General features: G+C 36.8%; 5 protein-coding genes. All 5 read left to right on the top strand.

The features are described from left to right. Positions 1-309 precede the first annotated feature (309 nt). The 5 genes from HPY74_19935 to HPY74_19915 all read left to right on the top strand — a co-directional run bounded on the left by HPY74_19935 (position 310) and on the right by HPY74_19915 (position 4,286). Entirely contained in the window at positions 310-645 is a 336-nt protein-coding gene (locus HPY74_19935) for an addiction module toxin RelE (protein ID NSW92879.1), read from the top strand. Then, positions 632-934, top strand: coding sequence for a helix-turn-helix domain-containing protein (locus HPY74_19930; GenBank protein NSW92878.1), 303 nt, complete (start codon positions 632-634; stop codon positions 932-934). The genes HPY74_19935 and HPY74_19930 overlap by 14 nt, the downstream gene beginning before the upstream one ends. 698 nt (positions 935-1,632) lie before the next feature. Then, the gene (locus tag HPY74_19925) at positions 1,633-1,779 is read left to right on the top strand and encodes a hypothetical protein (GenBank protein ID NSW92877.1); all 147 of its coding nucleotides are present in this window, start codon (positions 1,633-1,635) and stop codon (positions 1,777-1,779) included. A gap of 58 nt (positions 1,780-1,837) precedes the next feature. Beyond that, positions 1,838-2,896, top strand: a complete 1,059-nt coding sequence (locus tag HPY74_19920) for a Gfo/Idh/MocA family oxidoreductase (protein ID NSW92876.1) — start codon at positions 1,838-1,840, stop codon at positions 2,894-2,896. A 52-nt stretch (positions 2,897-2,948) separates the two neighbouring features. Continuing rightward, positions 2,949-4,286 carry a neutral/alkaline non-lysosomal ceramidase N-terminal domain-containing protein gene (locus HPY74_19915; GenBank protein NSW92875.1) on the top strand — a complete coding sequence of 446 codons (1,338 nt, stop codon included), beginning with the start codon at positions 2,949-2,951 and terminating at the stop codon, positions 4,284-4,286. Positions 4,287-4,630 lie beyond the last annotated feature (344 nt).

The following is a 4,630-nucleotide window of genomic DNA, read 5'->3' as shown; positions in this document are numbered from 1 at the left end:
ATAATGCTCTTGCAAAAATAAAAAATTAAATATATAATGAAAAATATAAGAGTAGATTATTAAAGTATCTCTCTTAAGATACTAGGTTATAAAAAGAATAAAAGGCCTAGAGAAAATTATATCTTCTGGACCTTTTTATTTTTTACAAAAAACTGGCCAATCTTAAAAAACTATAATAACATTCTCCATTTTTCTTTTATTTCTTAAAACTGGCCACAAGTAAGAGAAAAAATACTTGACAAACCCTATTCAATAGGGTAGTATAAAAAGGCAGGGATGATAGGTATGTCTCAAGAATTTAAAGAATTTATCGAACTATCGATATTTCAAAACCATTGGCGGCTTTGCGGGCTTGATGAAGATGACTTGCTGCTGCTTCAAAAATACTTAAGCGAAAATCCCAACAAAGGAGATGTTATCCCAGGCACAAAAGGGATAAGAAAGCTAAGATGGGCTGCTAAACATAAGGGTAAAAGAGGTGGGATTAGAGTAATATACATACACTTTCCCAAATTTAATAAGATATATCTGCTAGCAGCATATAGTAAGAATCAAAAGATAAAACTAAGTCCAACAGAAACTAACAACTTAAACGAAATAATTGAAATGATAAAAAAGGAGCTGAATAATAATGAGCGTATATAATGATTTGATGCAAGGCTTAAAAGAAGCTCTAGACTACACAAAAGGCTTGCAAACAGGTGCTAAAAGACATGTAATTAAGCCTTTGCCACAGTATCAAGGAAAAGAGATAAAAGAAATACGACAAAAATTAAATTTAACTCAAACATCATTTGCAAATATAATGGGAGTATCAAAAAAAACTATTGAAGCATGGGAAGCCGGTATAAATATTCCCCAAGGTCCGTCACAAAGGCTTTTAGAACTATTAAGCAAAGATAGCAGTATAATAGAAAAATATATACAACAATAAAAATAGTAGACTTTTCGCATGGTGCAAAAAGATAAAAGGCCTAGAAAAGAATATATTCAATAGGCCTTTTTGTTTTAAATAATAATTGTAAAATCTAGCACGATGCGAAGAATATTGAAGGTAATGTAATCATTTTATGGTGCGACTGGGAAAGAACATATAGTTTAGCAGGTGGTGGAAATCCCACCTGGCAAATCTTAAGTCAAGATACCAGTAGCAAGTCTTGGAGCATTGCAATTGCTTGCAATGTTTAAGCGTAGACAGTTAGGAAATAGGCCTGAAGCCTGCAGAGGCAAGTGATTGAGCCTCGTAAATTTTATAACATCGGGAAGGCCGACTACTCACTAGAGGATGTGTAAATTATCCAAAGTACAAAAAAGGTTATCTTATTGGAAGTGATGCAATTGAAAGCGAGCACAAGAGTGTAATCCAACAGAGATTGAGGCAGGCAAAAATGCTATGGAACAGGTCAGGAGGCCAGTATTTAGCTACTTTAAGGACAAAAAGTGCAAGTAATCAATGGAACTCAGTAAGAAAGCATATTACAGCATAGTAGGAGGTTTTAAAAATGAAAAGGAATTTTTTACGAAAGCACACATGTCTTGCAGTCGCAGCCTTATTTGTACTCTTAATATTGCTGACAGGCTGCGGGAAAACTGGTACCAACACACAGGAATACGACAACATCGACGGCTACATTGGAAAAAACCGGGCTTGATTTTGTCAGACTTGAGTGGTATTTACCTGTACCTTATAATAGCGTTGTGATGAGAGTGGCAAATGTGACCGGAGAAAGCATCGACTCGCCGAGTACAACATATAGAATTAATGTTGAAGATGATTAGCGTTAAGTTAAAAGCATCAATTTTAAAACATGTTTAAAAAAAAAGAAAGGGATACGGCATGAAAGATATTTATATACAAAAACTAGGATTTGGAGTTATTTCGGCAAGTGTAATGGTAAGGGAACACATGAAAAGTATAAAAATGAACATCAATACTGAACTCAGGGCAGTGTGCGATATTGATGCTGAAAAGGCTAAACAGGCTGCAGCGGATTTTGAAATTGAGAGTTATTACGTAGACTACAGACAAATGCTTGAACGACCAGATATTGATGTAGTTATTGTGGCAACACCTGACCAGCTTCATGCTGAACAAACGGTAAAATCTCTGGAAGCGGGAAAGCATGTACTATGCGAAAAGCCAATGGCTCTTACACTGGGAGAGTGCAGGGTTATGATAGAAGCTTCTGAAAGAAGCGGGAAAAAACTAATGATAGGCCAGATATGCCGCTATGCCCCGGCATTCAAGCTTGCAAAAAAGCTGATTGATGAAGGACAAATAGGTGAGCTTTTTTATGTAGAATCGGAGTATGCACATGATTATACCGAAATTCCAGGCGTAGGTAATTGGCGCAAAGATCCGGTGAAGCTAAGGCATCCTTTTTTGGGGGGAGGATGCCATGCGGTCGACTTATTGAGATGGATTGCCGGAGACCCGCTTGAGGTGACCGCATATGCCAATAGAAAGGTTCTAAAGGACTGGCCGGTTGATGATTGTACGGTTGCCATAATGCGCTTTCCCCTAGATGTTATCGGTAAAGTATTCGTTTCTATAGGCTGCAAGCGAAATTATACCATGAGGTCCGCTTTTTATGGAGACAAAGGCACCATTATAGCAGACAACACGTCTCCCTATATTACTATATATAAAAAGTCTATTTCAAAAGAAGGCAGGGTTTTTCACGATATAAGAGAGCAGGAAATAGGATTGATATATCCAGTGCCTATTAGCACTCATAATACCTTTGGCGAAATTGAAGAGTTTGCTGATATTATATTAAATGGTAAGTCTGTACTAACAGACGGAAAACAAGGGGCTGCTACTGTTGCTGTTTGTCTTGCAGTTGTAGAATCGGTAGAAAAGGGAAGTAAAGTTAAGGTTGATTATAAATTTTAAAGAAGTCAGAAAAATGCAATAAAAGTAAACGAAGATGGAGAATATGGAGAATATGGAAGCGAAAATAAAAGCAGGAACCTACAGGACAAATATTACACCGCCTCTGGGAATTTGTTTGGAAGGAAGCTTGGGAAAGGTAGTAGCCCGTGAAATTAAAGACAATTTGTATGCAAATTCGGTTGTCTTCTGTGATGGTAAAGAAAAGGCAGCTGTTGTTTCTGTTGATGTTTGCTATATTCCAGGAGAGATTTTTGCAGATATTATCAAGGAAGTAGAAGCAAGCTGCGATATACCGCAAAACAACATTCTTATTGCCGCTACACACACGCACTTAGGCCCGACACTGAGGGATGATCTGTTAGGGGAGTATCAGGCATGGACGGAATATGTGGAAGTATTCAAGCGACAGGTTGTTACAGCTATATGCATGGCCGCACAGAGAATACAACCTGTGAAAATAGGTGCAGGTAAAGGGAAAAATGAGAACCATGTATTTAACAGAAGACTCAAGAAACCCGATGGTTCTATAGTGATGAACTGGGTGAACACAGAGTTCCTTAAAGACTGCATTTCAGAGGGAGTTACGGACCCTGAATTGATTGTGCTAAAAATAGAAGACGCCTATGGGGAGCCTGTGGCATTCATTGTAAATTACGCTCTTCATAATAATGCAAATATTGGAGGCATAAGCGCAGATCTTGCAGGACAGATGGGGGACATTTTAAGGAAAGTTTATGGGGATGACTTAGTGGTTTTATTTCTAGCAGGAGCTTGTGGCGATGTTAATTGGATTGACTATAAAAGCCCAGAAAGAAATAACCCTGGACTCTATAAAAAAATTGGAAGAGGCCTGGCAGGTTCTGTACTGGAAATTGATGCTGTAATGGAATATCAGGACATTGATTGTGTTGGCATAGCCAGCAGAAAACTAATTATCCCAGAAAGACCATTCTGCGAATATGATGGAAAGAGTGATATGACTTTTGGTGAAGCGGGTGAGAGTGAATATTTCTTTAACATATATAGGAAAGCAAGACTTATGTTTTCCAACCGGAAACCTGCTGTCCATGAACTAGACATACATGCTTTAAAACTTGGAGATAATATAGCAATTGTCACAAATCCCGGAGAAATGTTTACAGAGCTTGGAATTAAAATAAAGCACAACTCGCCGTTTAAATATACAATGGTATCCGAACTAACCAACGGATATGCAGGTTATATACCTACCAGCCAGGCATTTAAAGAGGGAGGATATGAGGTAAGAAAACTTCCCGGGAACAGTTACCTGGATGAAGCTGCAGGTGAAAAAATTGTTGAAACAAGTTTACAGGTATTGAATTTGCTAAAAAATAAAATGGATTACAATATACGGCAGGATAAGGAATAAATTTTCTAACATAACACCTTATTTTTAAAATTCAAGCAATAAGTACTTGTATTATACATTAGACGCTCTTTCATTTCATCTGATAATTTTCGTAAGGTGAAGTTTTCTTTGAATATCGTATAAGTTATAATATAATCTTCTTCGTTAATTTTCTTGTGGAAATATCCATTGAACTCATCAAAACTTACAACAAACATATTTTGAATCTGATATTCAAAAGGGCCTCTTCATAAAATTTTTTATACAGCAATAGAGCATATTTTAAAAAAGGGCTGGTTTTTTTAAGAGCAGCATGTTATAATAAAAATATGGAAACAGGTGTATATAGCAAGGATAAGAAAATT

It is taken from the genome of Bacillota bacterium, assembly GCA_013314855.1.
Taxonomy (GTDB): domain Bacteria; phylum Bacillota; class Clostridia; order Acetivibrionales; family DUMC01; genus Ch48.
The sequence above is the reverse complement of the archived record's forward strand: the minus strand, read 5'-3'. Positions and strand labels throughout refer to the sequence as shown.